This window comes from Leptospira barantonii (genome assembly GCF_002811925.1).
Classification (GTDB): domain Bacteria; phylum Spirochaetota; class Leptospiria; order Leptospirales; family Leptospiraceae; genus Leptospira; species Leptospira barantonii.
This window is the reverse complement of sequence record NZ_NPDS01000002.1, coordinates 515,477-540,670: the sequence shown is the minus strand read 5'-3', so window position 1 is coordinate 540,670 and position 25,194 is coordinate 515,477. Positions and strand designations below refer to the sequence as shown.

The following is a 25,194-nucleotide window of genomic DNA, read 5'->3' as shown; positions in this document are numbered from 1 at the left end:
GAGATTATCTTAATATACTAAAGTTCAAAGGTACGATGTTTTATTGAATCAAAAGCGCGATTAGAACGGAACGGTTTCTTTGCGCAATTCCTTACATTCGGGAATATTCGGAACATCTTCCAAGGAAGCGGGAGGAAAATACAAAATCAAACAAGAGCGACCGGCCAACGATTTGGGATTGTAAGGAAGAATTTTTCGTTCCTCGGAACCTTCTTTCGAAATTTTTCTCAAATAATCCAATAAGCCGTTTTTAAAATCCGACTCCGCCTTTGCCGGCGAGACTAAAATCATTCTCTCGTTTTTATCTTCGTAGTAATTCAAATATCGAGTCATAGAATCCGCCGGCTCAAAATCAAAGGCTTGATGCACGTATAACACAATCGTTTTATCCGTGGAATCGGAAATCAAATTCGTAAGAAAGGATGAAAACGCTTGCGTTCGTTTCATGTTAGCACGGGCATCACGCTGAAGATCCGTGATTCCTTTCGCTGAAACCAAGGAAGAAAGAAAGAAAATCAATGCGATATTCGTAACGATCGCACGATGTTTTAAATCGATTTCAAAATATCGAAGCAGTATTTCTAAAGCTAAAACGATCAAAACCAAAAGCCCTACTTGGTATGTTATAATACCGGGGAAATCGTAACGCGAATTCGTAGGCCAGTTTCCGTTGTAAAAAACGATGTTCAAAAGCAAAATTCCGAACAAAACGATCGGCAACAAAATCGCCTTCGTGATTTTAAACTTCTTAGTTTTAAAAGATTCTAATATACTTAAAACTGCAACAAACCCCGCAAGTATCAAAAGGCCGATAACAAAGTCTCCGTTCAGCTTCCCGAACAAAGCCAAAACTCGATCGGAAATTCGCGTACTGTTTCCGTATATATCGACCTGGTTCTTTTTAAAGAATAAATAAAGGGAAATAACGGTAAAGATCGAAAGAAGAATCGGCAAGATTAAAACTATAGATCGAAAAAACGTTTTTCGTTTCCATTCCAAGATCAACAAAGACAAAGGAAGTAAAAATAAGGGAAGAAAGTTCTCCTTGGATCCGCAACAAATCGCAACTCCGAACGATACGATTACGAATATCCAATCGGCATTCTCCTCTTTGTATCTGTAATATGCAAGGCCCAGTAGAATCAAAGCGACTCCGAGTACGGCATAAGTTTCTCCCGCGCCCAAGCGAGAAAATATATCGGACCAATAGCGAAATGAAAAAACGAAGAACGTAAAAAGAATCGATACAGCAACCGAGAAGTGTTTAAAAAGAAAATGAAGCATTGAAAAAACGAAGAAAGTCGAAATACAAAATAAAGTAAAATACCAAAGAAAGGAATTTTCCTTAAATACGAGCGATTCTAAAATTCTCAAAAAGTAATATGAGATTCTGTATCTTGGACTTTCCCCGAAGTTACCTACTTCGGTCTGCGTCAAAAGAATATTAAAAAAATCAAATAGGTTAGAACCCTGAGTTTTGGATTTCAGAAAGTAAACAACCTCGTGATCGTCGATCAACCAAAACTTAGCTTTTAAATTCGGTCCGAAACAATAAACGGAAACGATCAAAGAAACGGTCAAGGCTGTTCCAAGTTGAACTTTTGGATTCCATGTGATTTTTTTTTCAACGAGCAAAAATATCAGAAAAACGCTTAAAATAAGAAATTGAGTCGGGTCTGAGAAGGATTGAATAGATTGAATCATAGTGTAGATTATTCCTAATGAATGCTTAAGAATTTTAGAATGTTTTAAAGATTAGAATCCTTTACGATATAGTTCGGCCTGCTTTTCGTTTGCAGAAACATCTTGCCGATATATTCACCGAGAATACCAAGCACGATCAACTGAACGCCGCCCATAAAAAGCACGCTCACAAGTACGGAAGTCCAACCGGAAACCGTTTTTTCAGAAGTAAAAAACATGGTAATCGCATAGATTGCGTAAAGCCCTGAGAACAAGGAAGAAATGATTCCTACGATCGTGGCGATATGTAAAGGTTTTACGCTAAAGGAAGTGATTCCGTCCAAAGCAAACAAGAACATTCTTTTTAGATTGTATTTGCTTTTGCCCCACTGTCTCTTATCGGGCTGGTATTCTATATAACTTTTTTTGAAACCGATTCCTGTTACCATTCCACGGATGAATAAGTTTCTCTCTTGAAAATTTTTCAGAACATCTACGACCTTTCGATCCAACAATCTGAAATCAGCGGCGCCCTGATCTATATCCAAACCGGACAAACCGTTTAGAAGTTTGTAAAATAATTTCGCCGTTGTCTTTTTAAAAAATCCTACGTTTTCGTTATCGATTCTTTTTGTATAAACGATCTTGTCACCCGCCTCCCAACGTTCGATCAAAGCGGGAATCAATTCAGGCGGATGTTGAAGATCGGCGTCTAAAGAAATCGTACAATCGGCGTCGGAATGATCCAAGCCTGCTTTGAGAGCGATCTGATGTCCGAAATTTTTGGAAAACGAGATGTATTTGACCTGCGAATGTTTGTGCGTTAATGATTCGACGGCCTCAAGAGTACCATCGACACTACCGTCATCGACAAAGATAACTCGATACTCGTAAGCATTCGGTATAACGTTTTTTAATCGGTTGAACAATACTTCTACGTTCCCTGCTTCATTGAAAGAAGGTACGACTATGTCTATTTTCTTTTTTTTCTTTGCCATTGGAGAATCCGAATGAATACTTATAATCTATAAATCAGACTTCGTTTTATTTGGAAGTTGATGGAATCGTATTTTTTAAAAAAGAATGATCTTCTAAAGTTTTCGAATTGTACAAATTCTTAACTTTGGAAAAACTCCTTTCTAAGTTTCGAAGAGAACGAATCAATTTGCTTTGATCCAGATTCACATCATTGCGCACTAACAAATGTAAATCTTGTAAAACTGAAAACGCGGTATATCCGTTTTGCAATTTCATACTTTGAATCGTATTTGAATTGTAGAATGCAATGTGTTGTCCTGCCTCGAACGCATAATACCACCAATCCTTTGCCGGGGTCCGGTCACCGTACAACAAAGTTGAAAATATGAGTATTTTAGGTTCGCTCAGTTTTAAAATCTCTTCAATGTTTTCTTTCGGATTTTCGAAATGTTCAAACAATTCAAATGCTAAGACAACGTCATGTTTATCGCTCGTATCCGCTTCGAACCCGGTGGCGAAATCATTCTTAGCATATTTGTCATACCAGTAGCAGTCGAAGCCGATATCTCGTAGCATCCGAACAAGAATACCGTGACCTCCGCCAAAATCCAAGAGCTTACCGCGAAACGGCAAATTTTTAACAAAGAGTTTATTGAAAAAGGACGAAGTAGTTTCAGTTTTTGTAATTTGATTCTGTATTTCGGTTAACAATACGGTCAATTTTTTAACGTTATCGTTATTCCTAAGAAAGATTCCCGTATCGAGTACCGAAATCGCCTTTTCATAAGCCTCTTGTAACCAAAAAGGTTGTTCCGATTGAATCAATTGACAATTTTCACATCTAAAGTAGGAAACGTCATAACGATTCATTATTTTAGTTTGAAATTCTACTTTTGCAGTAGAACCGCAAAGCCTACATCCGATAAAATTTTTATTTAGCTCCAAGCAAGTGACCTCTGATCTTATTTAAAATCCGAATCGGATTGAACAAACGCAGAATACGGATTATATTCTTATCACTCGGAGGAAAAAAGGTTCGTTGAGACATTAGATCGCTTTTACAATCTCGAATTAGATATTTGGGATGAACCAACGGAAAGTGCATCGGTTCCGTTTTCATATTCGAGTATTGATTCGCTTCCTTAGTATGAGCGGCGGAATCGCCGAAGCCTATATTTCGAATTAGGTTCACGGAAGGCATGATATTCAATCTTCCATTTTTAAAATTGTGATAAACCCATTGAAAATCCCAAGTCTCAAAATCATCGAATGCGACCATATCGAAATTCGATTTCCAAAAATTATACTCAACGGCTTCTGAAAAAAGATCCGAAAGAAATTCACTCCTTAAGAATTCTGCATAGTCCGTCATGTGAACGTCATAACCCTTCCATGCCCTTCTCCAAGAAGCCCATCCCCAAATATGAGAATAACGTGAAAAATAATAACTACTCTCGTCCCTTCTATGCCCGAACCCGAAGTTATCCCCGCTGATCATTCCGATTCTTTCATCATCTTTATAACGTTCTAAGAGTTCTTCACAAAAAGTAAAAAAGCTCGGTTCGGCGATGATATCATCTTCGAGAATAATTCCCTTTTCTTCGTTTTTGAAAAACCAATCTATGGCACCGCTTACGGACAACTTTAATCTCAAATGATCTTTACGAAAAAGTGTATGGACTTCACAATCCCAATCTACGCTTTTTACTATGTTGCGAACCTCTTTACACTTCAAGGCTTCGCCATCGCGTTCTTTTCGAGGCGCATTTGCGGCTACATACAGTTTTTTAGGCTTATACTTTCGAATGGTTTCAAAAACGAGGGAAGTGAACTCGGGACGGTTAAAGGCGATTACTAATACTGGAACTTTCATGAATCTTAATTTAATTTTTTATAATACTCTCATACAGTTCGTAAGTTTCTTTCGTCGTTTTTTCCCAAGAAAACTTAGAAAGCTGAATTTTTCCTTTTTGAATCTTCTCTTTGCGTTGTTCCGGTTCCAAAAGAGCGGTTCTAAGAGTTGTATAAATCGATTCGGACTGATCCGGATCGAAATAAAAGGCGGCTTCGCCCGCGACCTCCGGAAAACTCGATGTGTTGCTACAAGCGACGGGACATCCACAACTAAACGCCTCTAAAAGAGGAATTCCGAATCCTTCGTATCTCGATGGAAAAACAAACAACAAAGCGTTTTTGTAATACGCGGCTAACTCCTCGTCGTTCTCAAATCGAAACTGTTCGACTCGCTTTAGTAAACCGAACTCCTGGATCAATTGAAGTTCTTCACGATTGAAGGCCCCGCCACCAACACAGTACAATTGAAGTCGGGGAAATTCCTGAAAGATAGCCCGTACACTTTTCAGGAAAAAAGAAAAATTCTTATAATACGAACGATTCCCCGTAAAGAGAATATAATCTTTCTTATTTGATTCCGATGTTTTTTCGCTCAATGAATCACTTGCAAAAGAAGTCCCATGGTAAATAACCTTAATCTTAGATTCAGGAATATTATAATACTTTAATAAGTCCGACTTCGTATTCAGTGAAATTGCCACGATTGAATCTGCGTTTTCGATTGCGGTCTTTTTGTTTTCAATCACTTCCCGAGCATCTGAAAAATAATCGGGGAATTTTTCATGGATCATATCGTGTACGGTCAATACGTAAGGTTTTTTTCTGTTCGATAAATCCTTCAAAAAATACGGAGAATAATACGTGGGATGAAAAATATCGAAGTCCTCGTTCGCAATTTCCTTCGAAATCAAACGAGCCATTTCTCTCTTCGGATACGGAATTAAACCGAACCATTGTAACAAACGAAAAACACGATACATTCCTCGAAATCGAATCGATGGATACCAATCCTGATAAGAATATTCTTTTTCCAAAGGAAAGAGATCTCGATCCTGAAGATACTCGTTCGAAGAATATAAAACCGAATGTTTCACATCGACTGCAAAATTCTTTTTCAGTCCTCTCATAATCTCGTAGAAGTAGCGGGAAATCCCGCCGAATCTCTGTAGGGTAAAGATCTGATGATCGTAAAGGATTTTCATGAAAAGAAATTTATACCGACTTTCGAAATCGATTCATCTGACGAAACATGGACCACAACAGAACGGATTGAAGTTGTATGAAAAATATTTCCCGAGTTCTTTTTAGAAACAGATTGAACAAAACACTCGCAAAGAATTGAGAAATCACGGTAGCGATTGCGGCTCCTTTCACTCCGTAGATCGGAATGAAAAAATAATTCAATACGATATTCGTAATACAGCCCACGATACTTTTATAAAGTTCGACCTTTTGTAAATTTTCGGTAAGATAGTATCGACTGCTCGCAACACCCAAGAATACGAACACACCGGCCCAAATGTGAATCGCCAAAACGATTCCTGCTTCGGAAAATTTATTTCCGAAAAGAATATTTATAATCGGAGCCGAGAGGAACGTCATCGGAATCGCGATCAGCAACGCGATCATTAGCATAAATGAATGAAGAAGACGCAATCTTTCTAAGTATAATTTCTGATCGAATTCTTTCGCCTTGAGAATCGATGGAAAAAGGGAAGAAGCGATGGCCATCGGTATAAAATACCAAACTTCGCTGATCTTTACCGCCGCAGTGTAAACTCCGACCGCCTCGTCTCCCAGCATTTGACCGATCATAATTTGATCAATTCTCATATATACGATAATAGCAAGCCCCGATAACAAGAGCATCCAGCTATCGCGCAAAAGGGAGACCGCACGTTTCCAATTTGTATGACGAATGGATAATGTGCCGTTGTGGAATTTATAAAGAAAATAATAACCGATTAAAACGAGAATGGACTCGACCAAACCTACCCAAACAAACGCGAATACGTCGAAACCTTTTACGATCAGGAAAACCCGGATTCCCGAGAAGATAACGAATAAAACGCTCTCCAACCAAACGAAATATTTCGATAGAACCTGAGCCTCATACCAATACTTAACAACACCGATCGCTCGAAAGCTCAAAGTGAATCCGACCAAACAAACCATCCAGAAGATATCGGCTTCATTTGGTCTTAAATAGAAGATAAGAATGATACTGATTACATAGGCTACAAGGCCTGCAAAAAATTGAAGAATGAAGGAAGTGGAAACGACCTCATCCCGAACATTCTTTTCCTTAATCAATTCACGAACGGCTATCCCGTCTAAACCTAAATTCGTAAAACTGCCGACTAACGCTATGTAAGCGATTACGTAATTCAGCTTTCCATAGGTATCCGGACCAAGATAACGAGCGATCCAAACACCCAGGAGCATCCCCGCGCCCATTCGAAAAATCTTATCGAAAAAAAGCCAACCGCCGTTGTGAAGAATCTTCTCGAGGTTCGGATAACGTTTATAAAGGTTTTGTAACATTCGATTCGTTGATTCGAAGACGATCCGTTAAAACAACAAATTACAAACGCCAAAAAGCACTAGTAAAGAGAGTCGTTAAGAGAATCGGTCCCCCTAACACGGGTTGAAAAATTCCGAAAATCCCGATAAATAGCAAACAAGAAAGAATCGAGAGTCGATACGGATTCAAAGAGATGATGGCTTTTGAAGATAGAGCGACAAAAAATCCGAAAACGATTCCCATCAGAACTGAGAAAAAGATTCCACCGTCTTTATAAAGACTGAATAAAACGGAACCGAATGCGTTGTATTCTTTCGGCCTTCCGTCCGCCGTATAACCCAACAATCGATTCTTATGCAAATATCCGCCGATCAGATCGCTTTGCACTTGAATTTGAAATGGAAGTCGAAACAAACCAAGCATAAAGGAAAAACCTCGCTCCAAACCACCTAGAGAAGCGCGCCCGTAAGTTCTTTCATGGAGCATCGAATTTTGATCTTTCAATTCATGATCGAACATCGAAAAAGATTCCGTATGATAATCGATCACGTAAGAATCGACGGCTTCTTTAAGATTGTATTTACGAGAGGAATCTCTCATCATTCCGACGAGTGTAATCAAAACAAAAATTCCGACTATGATCGCGATTTTACCGAAGGTGATCGATTGAAACAATTCTCTCCAATTTCTAAAAAGTTTAATCAAGAGAATTAGGATCATGATAATTAGAATATAATAAAATCCGAATCTCCCCAACATCATAACCGCGTCCATTGCCACCAAGGCTGAGCCTAAAATCAACGTGCGGATTCTCTTTAGCCTCAAAAAAAATGCGGCTCCCAAGAATAATGACGACAAAATCATCGGCAAGACCGCCAACGAATAGTAGTATAAGTATTTGTTTTTGCCGAATAAAATCGACTCGCCATATACCCCGTAGGCGGCCGCTCTAAAATACGCCGGAGACGGTGCGTCGGGTTGAAGATTCATATAAATCGATTTTGAAAGGAAAAATAAAACGATCGGAAAGATAAAAATCAGGATGCCGTAAAAGAAATATTTTTCTTTGTCTTGGATTGAAAGTTCAAAAAAAGTATCAGGCCTCAAACGAATCTTCTTATCTTTTATTGTAAGAAGGCTATAAAGTCCTGCGCCGATTGTGACCGAAGACAAAAGACCGATGTAGAGATAATACGTAAAATCGGACGGAATAAACAACCCGGTCAACGAAAAGGATGAAAGAAACATCCAAAAAAACCAATACGCTTGGATCAGCAATAAAACCCAGCTTGTCTTCTTAAGAAATAAGTAAGAAAATAGAAGATTCAAAACTGCAAAAACGAATATTACAATCGACATAAGTGAATACCTTATTCTAATTTTAATCCAAACACTCTTTCAACGCGCACCGAAACCGGTTAAGATGGTCTTAATCGTCTTAAATGTGATCAGCATATCCAACCAAAATGAAAAATTCTTAATATAATAAAAATCGTATTCTAACTTGACGTTCATTCCGTCCACTTCCGCCGCATAACCCTGCTCCACTTGAGCCCAGCCCGTAATCCCCGGACGAACGATATGTCTGTAACTGAAAAACGGAACTTCGTTCTCATACCATTGCGAAAGTTCGTATGACTCGGGTCTCGGACCGATAAAACTCATCGAGCCGAAAAGCACGTTAAAAAGTTGAGGCAGTTCGTCGATCCTATACTTACGAATGATCTTTCCGATTCGAGTGATACGAGGATCGCTCGGCCCTTCGGTAAATCCCTGCCCTCTTTGATCCGTATACATACTTCTGAATTTATACATCGTAAACGTCTGACCGCGATACCCCATTCTTCTTTGAAAGAATACCGCCGAACCTTTACTTTCCAATCGAATCAACACTGCTGTAAGAATCAACAAAGGAGAAACAAACGGAATTAGAATCAAAGAAGCCACGAAATCGATACAACGCTTTAGAAAACCGTAAAATTGAGAAGGCAACAAGGATCCGAATTCGTTTTCGGAAAGGTGATTCACTTTTACTCGACCGGTCAGGGCTTCCTTGATCTGTTTCGTGTGATACACGGGAATTCCTGACAGAGTACATTTTGCTAAGAATTTTTCATAGTCCGCGCTCAATTCTTCCGAAGTAAAGTCGGCTACAACCGCGTTGTATTGATTTCCATCCAACGAAGGTTTAGACAAAGGATAAAATTCAGCCCCGTGGGTATTCTCCATTTCTCTAGCTGAACCAAGCGGAATATAAGCGATTTTTAATATTCTATACCGATGACCGATAAAATAACCTGAAAAACACCAAACCAAAGTGGTCAGATAGGCAGAGGTTAAAACCTGACTGCTATACGGTTTTCTATTGAAAAAGAAAAAGGAAATCGTGATTGCGAACGATAAAGTTACGATCGGAACGATATACGCAGAGGACTGAGCGACCGGAAATTTAAAAATTTTCCGAAGAGAAAAGACCGAAAACGTAAAGGAGAAAATCGTTGCGACAATCGTATTGAAGTTATTCTCATAAAGAAGAATTTCGAGATTCCATCCTACGACCAAACCCAAGGTCACAAAGATGGACGAGATCACCAAAAGCCATCCGATCAAAAGCTGAAAGAATAGACTTAAGAAAATCTTCTTATAGATCTTTGAGAAATGCGATTCGTACTGCATATTCATAATTTCGAAAATAATTTAAAACGACTTCAAATTCAATTCTTAAACACTGAGAATCTGCGACATCGCGGACGAGATCGAAAATCGATCTTTTAAAAGTTTCTTCGCGTTCAAACCCATCGAATTCCGTAACGACTCGTCCATCAATCGGATTGCGTTCTCTTTCAGCAAAGAGTCTTCCCCCGAAACAGAAACAAAACCCGCTTTCGCGTTTTCTATAACGTCCTTCAAGTCGTTACCTGGATTCACACATCCCAGAATCGGCATTCCTTCAACCATATAACCCAAGACCTTACCGGGAAAATTGTGGGTTTGATGATTTTTATGAAGAGAAAATAATCCTATATCAAATTCGGCTAATATTCTTTTGAATTCATCCTGAGATACCGGGTCCAACAAGGTAAGATTGTTAAGCGACTTTCGTTGAACTCCGTCGCGAACGAGTTCCACTTCGTCTCCGTTTCCGATCAGTAAAAAGTGAGCCTTCGGGTATTCTTTTAGATTCTCGGCCAATCGTACAATATTGCTCATGTCTTGAGCGTGACCGATGTTTCCGCCGTAAAAGAAAACGACCTTTCCATCAAGACCGAGTGTCGATCGATACGTTTTAAAGTTCGTTTTCGAATTATTTGAAGAATTCTCCGCCCAATTGTAAAGGACTTCCGTTCCTTTTTTTCGAGCAAATTGAGTTTGAAACCATTCTAAATTTTTGGGTGATTGAATTCCGATTCGATCCGCAGAATGATAATTAAGACTTTCAAAAAATCGAAAGTATTTGGTTATAATAGAATTCTTACCAAGCAATCCGTTGTCGATCGCCCATTGAGGAAAAAAATCACGGAGAACGAGATAACTTCGCGCCTTCCACAATTTCTTGAGTTTACTTATCAAGGGCCCCCAAAAGATGCTCGGAGAATAATATAGGATCAACTCATTCGATTCTTCGTTGAATATCTTTCGAAGAGATCTCCAAGCTCTCCAAGAAAGAAGACTTTCATTGATCGCTCTTTTTATCTTGGAAACATTTTTGATTTGTCCGGAACGGAATCTGTAAATTCTTACCCCGTCCAGATCCGTGATCTCATACGGTTTGTTCAGCTCCGGACCGGGTGTGACAACGACAACTTTATGACCCAGAGTAAGAAAACCCTTCGCAAGATCGTGCATCATCTTCGCCGCAATTTTCGTACTGTGCGGCATATAATCGTCTACGACGATACAAATTCTCATTTTAAAATTTTAACTTTTATGCCAGACGGTCCGGTTGATATAGTCCGTATAACTCTGAACGATGTTGACGATCTTCTTCGAAACCTGCCCGACTGAATAATCGTCTACAACTCGATTCTTGTAAACTCCAGCTTCTCGTTGTTTTACGATGATCTTTACGGAATCAAGAACGCGTTCTTTCGAAAGTCCGCTCATGATCAACGTACCGACATCCATCCCTTCCGGTCTTTCGTGCGCGTTTCGAATCGTGATCGCGGGAAGATCGAGCAAGGAAGCTTCTTCCGTGATCGTTCCGCTATCGGATAATATGCAGAGAGCCTCTTTTTGTAATTTCACGTAATCCAAAAATCCAAACGGTTTCAAAAACGTAATCAGAGGATTCATTTCGATTTCATGAAAGTCCTCGAGTCGTTTTCTGGTTCTCGGGTGCGTGGATACGATCACCGGCAATCCATATTCCTCGCAAATCGCATTCAAAGATTCTAATAGATTTTGAAGATTCTCGCGGGTGTCCACGTTTTCTTCCCGATGCGAACTTACGATAAAGAACCGATTCTTTTCCAGTTTGAGTTTACTCAAAATATCGGATTGATCGATCTTATTCTTATAATATTCAAGGACCTCGTCCATGTGTGAACCGGTTTTGATGATGGTTTCGGGTTTAATCCCTTCGTCCAAAAGATATCGTCTCGCGTGCTCCGTTAAAACCATGTTTATATCGCTGAGATGATCCACAACTTTACGATTCAATTCTTCGGGAACACGTTGATCGAAACATCGATTTCCGGCCTCCATATGAAAGATCGGAATTTTTCTTCGTTTGGCGGAAATCACCGCCAAACACGTGTTCGTATCTCCGTATAAAAGAAGCGCGTCCGGTTTTTCTTTTTCGAATACCTCGTCGGCCTTTAAAAGAACCTGAGCGATCGTCGCGCTCGCGGATTCTCCGGCAACGTTCAAGAAATGATCCGGCTTTCTAATTTCCAAGTCCTCGAAAAAAACTTGATTGAGTTCGTAATCGTAATTCTGTCCGGAATGTACGAGTATATGTTTGAAGTTCCGATCCAACTCGGCGATGACCCGACTCATCTTGATCAACTCGGGTCTCGTGCCAACGATGGTCATCACCTTAAGCATTCAACTGCTCCCGAATGTAATCGAGTTTGAGAAGAAGTTCCTTAACTTGAGGCACCGATAGTCGATCGGTATTATGCGAAGTATAATCCCCAAATTCGGAAACGTTCACTTCCCCTTCCACGAAATACTTTTTATAATTCAAATCCCGATTATCCGCGGGAATTCTAAAATACCTTCCCATATCTTCCGCTTTGGCGATTTCTTCCCTGGATACGAGAGATTCGTAAAGTTTTTCTCCGTGCCGAGTACCGATAATTTTAATCGGATTGTTTTTATTAAACAATTCTTTGAGCGCCTTTGCCAAGTCGTGGATCGTAGACGCCGGGGCTTTCTGAACGAATATATCACCTTGACGTGCATTCTCGAAAGCGTGCAAAACTAAGTCCAAGGAATCCTCCAAGGACATCAGGAAGCGAGTCATACTCGGATCCGTAATCGTAATCTGTTCGTTGGATTTAAGTTGTTCCACGAAAAGCGGTATGACCGATCCGCGAGAAGCCATTACGTTGCCGTAACGAGTCGCGCACAATATTGTGTTTTCATTTGATAAAAACCTGGACTTTGCAACCAGCAACTTCTCGGCCATCGCCTTAGACATTCCCATCGCGTTGATCGGATATACGGCCTTATCGGTGCTCAACACCACCAATTTTTTAACGTTATGTGCGATCGAAGCGTTGATAACGTTTTCGGTCCCGAGAACGTTCGTCTTAATCGCTTCCATCGGATAAAACTCGCAGGACGGAACCTGCTTTAGCGCCGCGGCATGAAAGATATAATCCACCCCGATGGTAGCTTGATAAATACTATCGTAATCCCGAACGTCGCCGATATAGAATTTAACCTTATCATTGGACAATGCGATCCGCATATCCTCTTGCTTTTTTTCATCTCGGCTAAAAACCCTAATTTCCCGAACGTCTGTATCGAGAAATCGTTTAAGCACCGTATGCCCGAAGGAACCGGTACCGCCGGTAATCATTAAAACTTTGTTATGAAACATGATTTGGATCCAGGTATTTTTCGTTATAATCTTTCATTTCTTGAATTAAGGATTCCCATTGTTTTGGTCGAAAATCGACTTCCTGCCGAAATTTCTGCGAATCCAAAGAGCGATCTATGATTACATCATCACTTTCAAAAATTTGAATGTCTTTAGCGTAGACTTTTCGAACCAAAGAAAGCAAATCGTATTTTGAAATCGGTTCCGCCGAGACGTGATAAAGTCCGCTTAACGCGGGATTCGGTATTATTTTCGTTCCGATGATCTCCGCAATTTCCGAGGATGGAAACCCGGAAAAGATCGCCTTTCTAAAACCTTTTACTTTTTCCTTCTGAGATAAAAACCAATTCACCAAAGAATATGTGGAATTCAACTCGTGTCCGATAATCGAGGTCCTGATCGTAAACACATGAGATTCATGGATCACTTCCCCGATCTCTTTCGACTTGCCGTAAAGATCCTCCGCGTTCGGAATATCGGATTCTTTATACATTCCTTTTTTACCGTTAAAAACACAATCAGTGCTGATCAGAATCAACCTTGCGTTTATCAATTTGCACAAATTCGACAAACGATGAGGTAATAAGGAATTGATCGGTAAAATCGTTAAAGGATCGTCGGCGACCTTTTGTTGTTTTATGATTCCGACACAATTGATTACGACATCGGGCTTTAATTCATTGAAGACACGAGTTAAATCATCCTGATTCGTTACGTCGAAATTCGTGAAGAGATTCTTTCTTTCCGATTCTGTGAAAAACTTTAAGTATTCCTGGCTACGAATCGTTCCGAAAACTTCGAAATCGAATTTATCGGAGAATATTTTATATAACGCGCTTCCGAGCATCCCGGATGCGCCAAGGATAAGAACTTTATGAGATGGTTTCACTGACTTTTACTTCATTTCTTATTTTGATAAAAATCTTTTTTCCCGAAACCGTCTCGTTTCAAAAATCTTAATAAACTTCTCAGCTTGTTATCGACGTTTGAAACAATTCTTTTAAACGGTTCTTCAGGTCTCGCACTATAACTTGTCACGTTAAAGTAATCCCTTCCTATCGGCGATTCTTCCGAAAAATAATAGTTAGATACGCAGTTTCTATTTCCGTCCGCTACGATCGGACTTACGGAATGCCAAGACCAAGGATTCGTTTCCATGATGACCAATCGATTGAATTTACTTTCAATAGTGACTCGATTCCGAACTTTTTGATCCCATAACTCCAAATTTCCGCCGTTTTCCAACGACCACTGAGGACTTACGTAATAAAGAAGATTTAAAGTTCTATAAAAAGTACGAGTCATCTCATGCGAATTATCGATATGCGGATTCAAAAAATTTCCGCGATTCATCAGACTCAAACCTCCCGCATAAAGAGACGGATCAGGCTTTTGTTTTTGAATTCCCGTAATCTCCTCCACTACGCGAATTACCGCATCATCCTGAATCGCAAAAGTAATGTCTTCCAAAAGCGGATTGAATCGATTGAAATCTTTCGATGTGTATTTTCTTTCCCGAAAACTATCCATCAATCTCATTTCGTCTTTTTTCGGAAACACGGAATAAATCATATTCGCGATTTCATTCGGAAGTAAATCGTCTAAGTAACAATAACGAACTCCCACTTCGTGTACCGAATTTTGAAAGTTGGCTTTTAAACCCGATAAATTCGATTTAAGTTTTGAGTGGATATAGGAGGATAATTCCTTTCTACTCGGCGTTGTTAGGGTCATCTTTGGTATTTACCTTCTACGTTTTTAAGAAAAGCGAATGTTTCATCCGCGGCTTTATCCCAAGAAAAATTCTTTGCGGATTCGAATGCTAATTTAGAAACTTTGCTTCTATCTTTTTTAGAATCTATCATTGCTTGTAGAGCATTCGAAATTGAGTTAACGTCTAACGGATCAAAGTATCCGCCCGCATCTTTTAATATTTCCGGCATTGCGGAACGATTCGAACAAACGATCGGCATTCCGGCGGCCATCGCTTCGGTAACGATTTGTCCGAACGTTTCGCAGGACGAAGCGAAAGTAAAAAGATCCGCTTCCATATATTTTCTTTCTATTTCGGAATAGGAAATCGAACTAAAGTAATTTACGAATTTTCCTTCGGGATCTTCTTCCGCAATTGCTTGTTTCAAACGTAAAAGCGGGCCTTCTTCGTCAGGTGTTCCGATCAAATCCAAAACGATGGGATATTTTTTTCTTTTTAAAAGACCGACTGCCTTCACTACATTCCACTGGTGTTTGTATTCACCGATGAATGAAACATACAAAATTCGAAACGGTTTTTTAATCGAATACGATGAAATCTCATGTTGTGTTTTCGGTTTTTGAAAGAATTTCTTGTTGATGCCGTGATTTACGACCGCGGTTCGTTCGATCGATAGTCGTATTTTTCTCATCACCACGTCTCTGGCAAATCGTGTGAGAAAAATTACTCCATTCGCTTTTTTGAATGTAATCGACTGAGTGAAAAACAAAGCGATCAAACGTAAGGATCTTTTCGAAAAACCGTATCTTTTGATTTCATCCCATTCAAACGGCAGTAAATTCTGACTCATCGTAACGAACGGTCTAAAATTTCCCGAATAAGTCCCTCCGGGTGCGAAAAAAATATTCGCTTTCGTTTCTTTCAATCTTCTGTTTAAAACGAATCGATTCCAAAAGATCCGATGAAGAAGGGACTTATCCAATAAAGGTTCGTATTTTTTTATCAGCCAAGACTGTTCTCGGATTTTATCCAAGGTTGCGGTCCCGCCCCAAACGATTACTTTTTCGAAGCCATATCGATTCGGTTTCGCGGCATTTAAAAGTTCGACGAGATGTGTAACCCCGCCTCCGCCGCGAATATTAGAAGCGTCTATTCCTAAAATCATTCTATCCTAGAAAGCGAGAAATTCTCCCGCCAATTCGTATCGAGCGCCGTTGATTCCCAATTTAAACTCCGCGACAGTCGAAGTGTTTTCTTCGTCAATACCGCCCAAATCGAACCAACGATAACCTCGATCTTTCAACTCTACGATTGCGTTCCAAAGAAGAAATTGATTCGCTTTCAATCTTCTTCCTTCTTCTCCATTCCATCCCACAAGATACATAGCGGTGCGATTGGACAAGGTTAGACAGACACAAGCGATTCTACGGCCGCTATGAGAAGCGACCAGGAGAAGAGGTTTTTCAACATCCGATGAACAATCGCGCATCTTCTGAAGAAAAGAAACCGCGATACCGGAGAAATCCTTCGTTTGCATAAGTTCGGAATATTTTTCCAACATCCATCGGAAATCATCCTGCGAAACGCTTACTTCCAGACTGAGTTCGTTTCTCTCCGCCGCATTCAACATGTTTCTCCATTTCCCGTCCAGGATCTTTCTTAAACTTTCCTGATCCAAAGAAAGATCCACATAAGAAGAAGACCAAGAAACTTGATTTCGCTTAACAAAACCGTTTCTATAAATCGAAATCAAACTTCTTCCGTTTAAATTCAATTCGGGATTAAAAAACAAAACGGATCCTCTTTTGATGGACGCATACTCGGATAAAAAAAGAAGCGATGCTTCTTTTTCCCGTTCACTTACGTCCTGATAAAAAAGCGGTCCTCTATTGATTCGAAAAACGTTAAAAATTTTAAGATATCTTTTGAAAAGAATCTGAACCAAACCTATTTTTTTTCCGTTCGATCTCAGAAGAATTCGTTTTGCCTTCCATCCCTCTCCGATTCTTTTGGCTTCGCCGTATTCCCAAGATTGCAAAAGATTCGTGTGTTCGATCCGATTCAATTCTTCGTTCCAACTCTCCGCGTTCAATTCTTCGGAAACGATTGGCAAAGAATCTTTTTCACCGTAAAATAAATTCGCAATTTTACTTTCGGACAAAGATTGATGAATCGATACGAATAATCGGGTTCTTCTTTGTCCGTTAGCGATCCCGTTCTCGTTATTTTTTAAAACTTCAGGTGGAAGATCCGGCCATGTAGAAACCGGAATCCCGTCTTGTAACAAAGCTCGAAACGCCGACTCGGCGTCTTCCGTCCGGTCGAAACTATACTCCGCTAAATAGGGAGTCCAATTCCTATCCAGGGATTCCGGATTCACGTTCAATCCGAATCGATCCGAAAGAATCGCATTCCAAATTTCTCGAAGCCTAATTTTCTTTTTAGCGACGGCGCCCAATCGCAAAACGATGTCGCTTAACATTTTACCGGATAAAGAAGAGAGAAACGGAAATGAAACGATCTCCGTAGAAACGTCGTTCAAAAAATCGGAGTGAGGATCTATACGGCTTCGAAATCCGAGCTTTTGAAGCAAACGTTTTAACGTCCACTTTAGAAGAAAGAATCGAGTGTTGCCGTTCGCACGATAGAATTCTTGTGCCGACTTTTTTACTTGATCTTCGTCCCTTTTTTCCCAAACGACATTGGACGGTCCCGAGTTACGCACGATCAAGACGGCGCCATCGGGAATGGGAAGATGTTTATGAGGACTGTATAATACGAAATCTCCCTTCTCTCCGATCCCCTTTACCGGTTTTAACACATGGGCCGCGTCTTCGATCAAAACTGCATTCTTCGTTTTACAAAACTCGAAAGCGCGATTCGCATCGTTGGGTTTACCGAAATAATGAACTAAAACAAAGGCGTCTAACGGATGTTTTGTGGCTAACTCTTTACAGACGGCGTAATCCGGTTCTCGATTCTCCTTTATGGGATAAAAGACGAACTTAACTCCTTGTTCCCTAAGCAAAAACAGGGAAGAATTGCAGAAGTACTCCGGAAACCAAAAAGTAATTTCTTGATTCGGATCGGAATGAAATTTTTTCCAAGTCGCTATGGAGAATAAAGACCAAGCCGATTTTGAAAACCATAGAGAAACGTTCGAAGGTTCGGTCCAAGTTTTGGATAAAAATACGCGATCTACATTACGAAAAAAGAATATTGAAAGTAGATTTTTCCAGCTCGGCAGAGGAGCGAATACGAACATTAAAACGAACCCCAAGATTCATAAATTCGAAGTTTGCTCTTATAAAGAAGATCGGCCCCACCTTCCATGATAGCGCCCATCAAAGAGTCCGAATCCGAAGTCGAAAAAGCCTCTCTTCGAATCGCCCAACTCGGTGACGTTCCATTATCGCCCCTCAAACCGGTATGTACGAATTCGTAGTTTTCCTTCGCGATCGTCAAAGCCTGCTTACTAAAACTTCCCAAGTCGCCGAACGTATAGGCGAAATGTTTCAGTTGAATCCCGAGTTCGCGTTCTAATTTTTTTTTGGAAGAAAGAATCTCATCCTCTAAACGTTCGGAGGAATCGATTTTAGAAAGTCTAGCATGTGTTCTTGTATGACTTCCGATCGAATGTCCTTGCTTCAATAAAAAATGAAGATCCTTCCAAGGCATCGGAATCCAGTGCTCGGGTACCTGTGCGGGCGTAAAGTCCGGATATATATTTTTCGAAATGAATTGTTTTCTTTGCTCGTCGTTTTGAACGTCTACGAAATCGGAAATGATAAAGAATAACGCCTGAATCTTCATCGGCCCGAGGATTTCTTCCGCTACGACTCTATTCGATAAATAACCGTCGTCAAAGGTCAGCAAAACGTTTCTTCCGATAATTTCGCGTTCCCCACGGATCATTTCTTCGAAAACCTGCGGTGATACGAATTGCCAGGTCTCGGAGATCTTTTCCAGTTGTGATCGAAAACGGGAACGATCCTCCAATGCTATATCATGATATAGTAAAACTCTAAGTTCCGAATTCTTTTTGACCCTCAGGAATTTCCCTATCGAATTATATATCTTTAAGGGTAAATGAAAAGACGCTAAAACGTTATGAAGAAATGACATTCGTTCTAAACTTATTTTTTGACTGCAGTAAAACTTTTCTGTCTGGCTGAAAAGGCGTTCAAACCGGGAAGTTTAGAATAGTAATAATCTAAAATTCCCCAGAAGCTATTCTTCCTTCCGCTGAAAGTCAGTCGAAGATCCGGATGAAAAAGACATTCTGAATATCCTTCTTTTACGTTTCCCTCTCCGTAAAGATCCGTAAGTATTTTCTTCTGGGCTTTGTTGGCTTTATTCAATAAGAAACTGCCCTCTAACTTTCCTTCCGTATGAAATTTCTTTCCGAGCAACGAGTAAAGAATTCGGTTCAATGGAGTTAGGTTTAAAGAATAATTGATGAAGGTTCCCTCTTTTTTTAAAACACGAAAGGCCTCGCTACATGCCTTCTTAAAATCGGGAATATGCTGAAACGTTTGAACGGTCCAAACTCCGTCAAAGATCAGATCTTGAAACGGTAAGGAAGTCGCATCCGCGTGAAGAAGAAAAACCTGCTTTCCGATCGTATCACCCAAAAATTTCTTCGCATGATTTAGGTTTTCGCGTAAGAAATCGACGACGATTACCTTCACATCGGGTCGATCGATCGGAACGTTTCTCCAATGCCATCCCCAACAGCCGCCGATATCCAAAATGATTCCGTTCGGTTGAATCTTCTTCAAGAAATTCTTCACCTCTCGATCCATAACCGGTATCGAATGATTCTTTGAAATGACTTCGAAGTAATCCGAATATTCTTTCGAAGCGACCTCGCTTCTCATCTTCAATTCGATTTGCTGTTCGGAGGAAGGAATTTCGGCGGAATAAATTCCGTCCTTGGATAGATTGAGTTTTTTTAATATGTTTTCCATTTTACGCAGGTATACACGTCGATGATATTTAGAATTTACGATTGAATTTGGCGAAGACGAGGGAAAAAAACACGATAGGCGATATCGCAAAGGATTTGCATATCAGAAGAAATGCGGAAAGAAATCCGCGTTCGCGCAGATACACAACCGCCTTATCAAAAGTCAATCTCGCTCTAAATTTTTTCCAAAGACGCTCCTTATTCAAATCGAAATTCTGAATATAAAAGACGTGATGACGAATTAGATTTTCAAGATGACTCAAATGTCTGTCCAAAGAAGCGGACTGATTGGAACCGTGAATCGTATATTCGCCTAATGTTTCCGGGATGAAAAGAAACTTCGCCTTTGCGTTCGCTAAACGCAACCACATATCGTAATCCTCGACGGTTACGAATTCACGATTTTCACTGAAAAGCAACGCGTTCTCGGTTAAGAATTTTCTTTTGATCGTGGTCGCCGAGGTGGAAAGTCGATTTCCATAAAATAACATTTTGCGGTAGAAGTCGTCCTCATACGGCCCGTATACCAACCTAGACTTTTCTTCGACGCCGGGGCGAACCATATACTCGTCATTGCAAATTACGTCGATCGTGTTTTCCGATTTTACGATCTCTTCGACAACTCGCTTCAGTTTGTCCGAAAACCAAAGGTCATCCGAATCCAAAAAAGAAATCCAGTCGCCTTTTGCTTCCTGGATTCCCTTATTCCGAGACGCGGATATCACTCCGTTGTTTCTTATTTTTGTTAAGCGAATTCGTGAATCCTGAAAGGAGGCAACCACCTTATCCGTATCGTCGTCCGAATGATTGTCGATAACGATCGCTTCCCAGTTCGAGTAACTTTGATTGATGACCGAAGCCAGCGATAATTTCAAAAAATGCGCGTGATTGTAAGTGGGAATAACGACGGAAATAAGCGGAGTCATGAATGTTAAAGTTTCAATTCTAAAAGGATTGTTTACAAAATTTTATAAGATCGTCGATTTCGGATTCGAAAGAATTCGAATGCAGAAATCCGGTGGAACGAAGTTTTGCGGTGTCGTAATTAAAATCTGCGGATGTTTCGTTTTCACCGGGTTCCACTCTTTCCAATATCGGCAAAAAGCCGAGAATTATACCGCATCTTTCTCGAACCAGATTCGCCATTTCCCATACGGTCATAGACTTATTTCCGCCCAGATTATACGTAACCGGATTCAAGTTTGATTGTATTCTAAAAATATGATATACGGCGTTACAAACATCCGTGATCGGAATAAAATCCCTTCTTTGCAGACCGGTCGTTTTCAATACCATTCTCCCCGTCGTTACCGCTTGCCTACATAGATCGTTTACGAGAAGGGTCCAACAATTTACGTTCGGATCTGCCGGAGCACCGAAAGCGTTCGACAAACGGATGTTAAACCCCGAAATTTTTCCGGAAGCGGTTCGATCGTTTACTTCCTTCTCCCCTTCTAAGTTACTCATCGCATAAGGATGAGGATTTGTTAAGGGAGAATCTTCCGAGATGTCGCCTTCTAACGGACTTCCATAAACATGAGCCGTCGAAAAGTAAACGAACTTAGAAGACTTTTTCCGGATTGCCGCATCCAACAAACGTCCGGTTGCTCGCCCGTTAAATTCGATCGCCGCTTGCGGATCTCGAGTCGCATCCTGAGCATTCATGCCGGCACAATGAACGATAAATTCGACACCGTCACAAGCGTCTTCTAAAGAGGTTCCAGAATTCCAATCGATGGAAACGAATTTTCCAAATCGAATCGAATCGGGGAATTCTATCTTCTTGGAAGTCGCTAAATTGATTTCAAACTCGTCCAGCTCTCCGAAATACTTTGCGATTCTTCCTCCCAAAAGCCCGGAAGCGCCCGTGATCAATATTTTTTTTCGAGTCATGAACTCCAAGTAAACGGAACAAGAGGATCCGATTCCGGTAATCGTTCGGATTCATTCGGATCGTGAGGTATGTCCGTAAAATTCGCGATCATAGCTTTTTCTTCGGAGACACATGTAAAGCCGTACCAAATTTTAGGCGGTATCTTTACTCTTTGGTAATGTCCCGGTCTTCCTAAAATAATTTCCTGAATCTTTCCTTTCGTACTGGAATTCTCGCGATCGTCAAAAAGAACTAATTTTATCTTCCCGACCGGAACCGTAAAATTCTGCGTTTGTTTCGTATGTAATTTCCAAGCCTTAATCGCACCCGGACTTACTTCCGAAAAATAACATTCTCCGAATCCTTTATATTCGGGATCGTCGACGCGGATCATGTGTAAGACCGATCCTTTCGGATCGAAGATTTCTTTGAGCGAGGTTACGATAACACCTTCTAAAAAAGATTCCATAAACTTAACGAATCCAGACGTAATTCTTTTTAGATGCGAGTTCGCAATAAAAATTGATTTGCGAAAGAGTGAAGTCGTAGACGTTTTCTTTTTTTTCCAACCAGTTTCGATACCAGTTCACCGTAAAGTCCACCGTTTCCGAAAAACCCAAGACGGCCTGCCATTTAAGATGGAACAAAACTTTATCGCACGAAAGTTTAAGTAGGTTGGCTTCTTTTCCACCACCTTCATATCCTTCCGGAACACCCCATTTCATTCCCGGCCATCTTTCCACCATGGCATCCAACAATTCCGAAACGGTCTGATTTACGTTCGCATCGGGACCGAAATTAAACGCTTCGCCGATTAGATCCTTTTGACCTTCGTACAATTTAGCGCCTAACAATAAATAGCCGCTCAGAGGTTCCAAGACATGTTGCCAAGGACGTGTTGCCAACGGACTTCGAATCGAGACCGATTCCTTGGAGGACCAGGCGCGAATACAATCCGGAACGATTCGATCCGCGGCCCAATCCCCGCCTCCGATTACGTTACCCGCACGTGTAATCGCAATCCTCGTTTTCGATTCTTTAAAATAAGAATGATAGAAAGAATGTGCGACCAAATCAGCGCAACTTTTCGAACCGCTGTAAGGATCATGACCGCCTAACGCGTCCGTTTCACGATATCCCCAACACCATTCGTCGTTTCGATAAGCCTTGTCGCTTGTAATTAAAACGGCAACCTCCACCCAATCTCTGGTTCGAACGATATCGAGCAGATTTACCATTCCCATTACGTTCGTTTCGAAGGTTGAAGTCGGATCTTGATACGATTTTCTTACAAGAGCTTGAGCGGCCATGTGAAATATGATCTGCGGTTTAAAATCGTCTATCGCATCCGATAATACTTTTCGATCTCGGATATCTCCGCGATAATCCTTGATCTTTTTACCGAGATCGAGCAGTTCAAAATGATTCGGAGACGTAGGAATGTCCAAAGAAAATCCGGCGACTTCCGCACCTAAGGAATGCAACCATACGGCCAACCAGGATCCTTTAAATCCGGTATGTCCGGTTATAAAAACTCTTTTATTCTTATATATATTCTGAAACATCAATGGCTCAATTTCCAAGGAGCTTTATTGTGTTGCCACAACTCTTCCAGCGTTTGTTTATCTCTAAGAGTATCCATACATTGCCAATAACCGTGATGATGAAAAGCCATCAACTCACCGGCTTGAGCGAGCGCTTCCAAAGGAACTCTTTCCAACATAACCGTATCATCGGCTATATAATTCAGAACTTCAGGTTCGAAGACGAAAAACCCGCCGTTGATCCATCCCTCTTCCGCTTGCGGTTTTTCTTGAAATCGTATGACTTGATTGCCCGATATCGATAATTCTCCGAATCGAACCGGAGGTCTAACTGCCGTTACGGTCGCAAGTTTTCCATGAGACTTATGAAAACTTAAAAGTTTTTGAATGTCCACGTTGGAAACCCCGTCTCCATACGTTACCATAAAGGTTTCCTTTAAATGATCCTTTAGGCGCAACAATCTTCCGCCAGTCATCGTGAGAGCTCCGGTGTCGATCAACTGAACTTTCCAATCTTCCGCGGTCGGATTCGAGTATTCCACTCCTCCGGATTTCAAGCTAACGGTAAGATCGCTCATTCTTGCGTGATAGTTTAAAAAATAATCCTTAATCACCTCACCTTTATAACCTAAAGCTAATATAAAATCTCCGAAACCGTAGTGTTCGTAAATTTTCATTATATGCCAAAGAATCGGCTTTCCGGCGATTTCCACCATTGGTTTGGGTTTTACAGTCGTCTCTTCACTCAGACGAGTTCCCAAACCACCGCAAAGTAATACAGTTTTCATTCAATTTCCTTAAACAATTGTACAAAGTTTTTCGTATTCAGAATTCATTTTTGAAGAAGTAAATTCTTCGAGAAAGCGTTTATAACCGGCAAGACCCATCTCTTTACTTATTTTCGGGTTCTTAAGCAAGTAATCGATCGCGCTCCCCATCGCTTTTATATTTTTAGCAGGAACAACCATTCCCGTTTTTCCGTTCGCAACAACTTCTTTCATGCCGCCGAAGTCGGTACAGATCACGGGTTTCTTCATTCTCATACTTTCCAGGATCACCATTCCGAAACTTTCAAAATGAGAAGAAGGTACGACCAATAAATCCACTTGTTTTAAAAACTGATTCACATCGTTATGAAAGCCTAAAAAGCTGACCGGGTTTTTATAAGTCGACGAGATCTGCTTTAAATAACCGATATAAGTGGGATCTCCGGGACCCAAAAGAGCGAGCTCACATTTTGCGGTTACGAACTCGAAAGCTTCCACCAAAGTATGCGGAGCCTTAGGCGGTGTCAAAGAACCGATGAAACCGACTACCCTTTGTTCTTTCGGCTTCCAATTTAAAAGACTTACTTCCTTGGGTTGATCCAAAGTAAGATCCACGGGAAGGCCGTTGTAAATCATCTTGAGTTTTCTTTCAAAAACCTCGGCTTCCAAAACATCTTTCAACGCTTCGGAAACTGCAACGATATCGGTTGCGGAGAATTCCATCATCTTCGCCTGAATGAACCTCGGGAAAGAATATAGAAATTTTAAGACCTTGCCTTGTATTGCGGGAAAGTTATGAAGCACCAAAATTCGATTTTTAATATTCAACAATTTGGATGCGATCATTAAAAGTCGGCTGAGCTTTCCTCCGGGCCATCCACCGCTATGGCAGTAGAGAACATCCGGATTTATCCTTCGAAGTTTGAGAACAAGGATGAACAAGAAAAACGGACTTGATAGAAACGTTATTAAGTTATAAATAAATTTCCGTACGATTTTTCCGATTAGATTGGATGAAAACGGTTCTAAACCATTGTTGACCCATTCTTCCGGAAGTCGAACATCGAGTCTCTCTATCTTTACGGCCTCATTCCCTCTAAACAGATCCTTCGTTTCCTGAAAAGCCCAGTGTTCTCGATTCAATAATATCGTTACACGATTATGGACACTGGACTCAAGGGCCTGGCAACTCCAAACCCGATACATTCCTTTTGTTGATTTTATGTATTCGTCTGAAAA

At 40.6% G+C, this 25,194-nt stretch carries 23 protein-coding genes; all 23 read right to left on the bottom strand.

Translation table 11 applies throughout. The features are described from left to right. Positions 1-60: 60 nt before the first annotated feature. The 23 genes from CH367_RS07270 to CH367_RS07155 all read right to left on the bottom strand — a co-directional run bounded on the left by CH367_RS07270 (position 61) and on the right by CH367_RS07155 (position 25,161). Positions 61-1,704 (bottom strand): hypothetical protein, encoded by a 1,644-nt coding sequence (locus CH367_RS07270; RefSeq protein WP_100761811.1) that lies wholly within the window; start codon positions 1,702-1,704, stop codon positions 61-63. 44 nt (positions 1,705-1,748) lie between these two features. Continuing rightward, positions 1,749-2,681 carry a glycosyltransferase family 2 protein gene (locus CH367_RS07265; RefSeq protein ID WP_100761810.1) on the bottom strand — a complete coding sequence of 311 codons (933 nt, stop codon included), beginning with the start codon at positions 2,679-2,681 and terminating at the stop codon, positions 1,749-1,751. Positions 2,682-2,727: 46 nt separating this feature from the next. After that, positions 2,728-3,381 carry a class I SAM-dependent methyltransferase gene (locus CH367_RS07260; protein ID WP_244284495.1) on the bottom strand — a complete coding sequence of 218 codons (654 nt, stop codon included), beginning with the start codon at positions 3,379-3,381 and terminating at the stop codon, positions 2,728-2,730. 211 nt (positions 3,382-3,592) lie between these two features. Beyond that, positions 3,593-4,534: a glycosyl transferase gene (locus tag CH367_RS07255; protein ID WP_165783239.1), complete on the bottom strand. Its 942-nt coding sequence runs from the start codon at positions 4,532-4,534 to the stop codon at positions 3,593-3,595. 10 nt (positions 4,535-4,544) lie between these two features. Beyond that, the gene (locus CH367_RS07245) at positions 4,545-5,717 is read right to left on the bottom strand and encodes a glycosyltransferase family 4 protein (protein WP_100761806.1); all 1,173 of its coding nucleotides are present in this window, start codon (positions 5,715-5,717) and stop codon (positions 4,545-4,547) included. Positions 5,718-5,727: 10 nt separating this feature from the next. Then, positions 5,728-7,059, bottom strand: a complete 1,332-nt coding sequence (locus tag CH367_RS07240) for a flippase (RefSeq protein WP_100761805.1) — start codon at positions 7,057-7,059, stop codon at positions 5,728-5,730. A gap of 40 nt (positions 7,060-7,099) precedes the next feature. Further along, on the bottom strand, positions 7,100-8,398 hold the full coding sequence (locus tag CH367_RS07235; protein ID WP_100761804.1) for an O-antigen polymerase: 1,299 nt from the start codon (positions 8,396-8,398) through the stop codon (positions 7,100-7,102). Between the two features lie 39 nt (positions 8,399-8,437). Beyond that, positions 8,438-9,715 carry a sugar transferase gene (locus CH367_RS07230; protein ID WP_100761803.1) on the bottom strand — a complete coding sequence of 426 codons (1,278 nt, stop codon included), beginning with the start codon at positions 9,713-9,715 and terminating at the stop codon, positions 8,438-8,440. Between the two features lie 45 nt (positions 9,716-9,760). Continuing rightward, positions 9,761-10,948 (bottom strand): glycosyltransferase family 4 protein, encoded by a 1,188-nt coding sequence (locus tag CH367_RS07225; protein ID WP_100761802.1) that lies wholly within the window; start codon positions 10,946-10,948, stop codon positions 9,761-9,763. Positions 10,949-10,957: 9 nt separating this feature from the next. Then, positions 10,958-12,085: a non-hydrolyzing UDP-N-acetylglucosamine 2-epimerase gene (gene wecB, locus CH367_RS07220; RefSeq protein WP_100761801.1), complete on the bottom strand. Its 1,128-nt coding sequence runs from the start codon at positions 12,083-12,085 to the stop codon at positions 10,958-10,960. Continuing rightward, entirely contained in the window at positions 12,078-13,088 is a 1,011-nt protein-coding gene (locus CH367_RS07215) for a polysaccharide biosynthesis protein (protein ID WP_100761800.1), read from the bottom strand. Before CH367_RS07215 ends, wecB begins: the two co-directional genes overlap by 8 nt. Further along, the gene (locus CH367_RS07210) at positions 13,078-13,977 is read right to left on the bottom strand and encodes a dTDP-4-dehydrorhamnose reductase family protein (RefSeq protein ID WP_100761799.1); all 900 of its coding nucleotides are present in this window, start codon (positions 13,975-13,977) and stop codon (positions 13,078-13,080) included. The genes CH367_RS07215 and CH367_RS07210 overlap by 11 nt, the downstream gene beginning before the upstream one ends. Positions 13,978-13,988: 11 nt before the next feature. Beyond that, the gene (locus tag CH367_RS07205) at positions 13,989-14,822 is read right to left on the bottom strand and encodes a 2OG-Fe(II) oxygenase (RefSeq protein WP_100761798.1); all 834 of its coding nucleotides are present in this window, start codon (positions 14,820-14,822) and stop codon (positions 13,989-13,991) included. Then, entirely contained in the window at positions 14,819-15,967 is a 1,149-nt protein-coding gene (locus tag CH367_RS07200) for a glycosyltransferase family 4 protein (RefSeq protein ID WP_100761797.1), read from the bottom strand. Before CH367_RS07200 ends, CH367_RS07205 begins: the two co-directional genes overlap by 4 nt. A gap of 6 nt (positions 15,968-15,973) precedes the next feature. Continuing rightward, positions 15,974-18,067 (bottom strand): lipid II:glycine glycyltransferase FemX, encoded by a 2,094-nt coding sequence (locus CH367_RS07195; RefSeq protein WP_100761796.1) that lies wholly within the window; start codon positions 18,065-18,067, stop codon positions 15,974-15,976. Then, complete coding sequence (locus CH367_RS07190; protein ID WP_100761795.1) at positions 18,067-18,927, bottom strand: polysaccharide deacetylase family protein; 861 nt, start codon at positions 18,925-18,927, stop codon at positions 18,067-18,069. The genes CH367_RS07195 and CH367_RS07190 overlap by 1 nt, the downstream gene beginning before the upstream one ends. Positions 18,928-18,938: 11 nt before the next feature. After that, the gene (locus tag CH367_RS07185; RefSeq protein ID WP_100761794.1) at positions 18,939-19,772 is read right to left on the bottom strand and encodes a class I SAM-dependent methyltransferase; all 834 of its coding nucleotides are present in this window, start codon (positions 19,770-19,772) and stop codon (positions 18,939-18,941) included. A gap of 28 nt (positions 19,773-19,800) precedes the next feature. Next, positions 19,801-20,697, bottom strand: a complete 897-nt coding sequence (locus CH367_RS07180; protein WP_100761793.1) for a glycosyltransferase — start codon at positions 20,695-20,697, stop codon at positions 19,801-19,803. Positions 20,698-20,716: 19 nt separating this feature from the next. Next, positions 20,717-21,664, bottom strand: a complete 948-nt coding sequence (locus CH367_RS07175) for an NAD-dependent epimerase/dehydratase family protein (protein ID WP_100761792.1) — start codon at positions 21,662-21,664, stop codon at positions 20,717-20,719. Next, positions 21,661-22,113, bottom strand: a complete 453-nt coding sequence (locus tag CH367_RS07170; protein WP_100761791.1) for a dTDP-4-dehydrorhamnose 3,5-epimerase family protein — start codon at positions 22,111-22,113, stop codon at positions 21,661-21,663. Before CH367_RS07170 ends, CH367_RS07175 begins: the two co-directional genes overlap by 4 nt. 4 nt (positions 22,114-22,117) lie before the next feature. After that, on the bottom strand, positions 22,118-23,209 hold the full coding sequence (rfbG, locus tag CH367_RS07165; protein WP_100761790.1) for a CDP-glucose 4,6-dehydratase: 1,092 nt from the start codon (positions 23,207-23,209) through the stop codon (positions 22,118-22,120). Continuing rightward, the gene (rfbF, locus tag CH367_RS07160; protein WP_100761789.1) at positions 23,209-23,976 is read right to left on the bottom strand and encodes a glucose-1-phosphate cytidylyltransferase; all 768 of its coding nucleotides are present in this window, start codon (positions 23,974-23,976) and stop codon (positions 23,209-23,211) included. The genes rfbG and rfbF overlap by 1 nt, the downstream gene beginning before the upstream one ends. Positions 23,977-23,985: 9 nt before the next feature. Next, a complete protein-coding gene (locus tag CH367_RS07155) occupies positions 23,986-25,161 on the bottom strand; it encodes a glycosyltransferase (protein ID WP_244284515.1) in 1,176 nt (391 codons plus the stop codon). Positions 25,162-25,194: the final 33 nt, after the last annotated feature.